Source organism: Neisseria sp. P0021.S006, assembly GCF_051956895.1.
Map to the genome: position 1 here is coordinate 1 of NZ_JBQCWZ010001332.1, position 295 is coordinate 295.

Annotated in this window: 1 protein-coding gene; it reads right to left on the reverse strand. The window is 51.2% G+C overall.

Features of this window, described 5'->3' with window-relative positions; all coding sequences use genetic code 11:
• Nucleotides 1-295, reverse strand: a 295-nt coding sequence (locus ACTHUM_RS20160) for a hypothetical protein (protein WP_440404025.1), incomplete at both ends; no start/stop codon positions are given.

Genomic DNA, 295 nt, shown 5'->3' on the forward strand with positions numbered 1-295 from the left:
TTCAGCTTTCGCTACCGCACCATCAGCTTTAGCATCTGCCGCTACAGCTTTATCGTCTGCTGCTTTCGCTGCATCTTTAGCTTCGCCTGCTTTCGCTAATGCATCTGCTGCATCTGTTGCCGCTTTACCGGCTTTAGTATCAGCTGCTACCGCTTTAGCATCTGCCGCTTCAGCTTTCGCTACCGCACCATCAGCTTTAGCATCTGCCGCTACAGCTTTATCGTCTGCTGCTTTCGCTGCATCTTTAGCTTCGCCTGCTTTCGCTAATGCATCTGCTGCATCTGTTGCCGCTTTA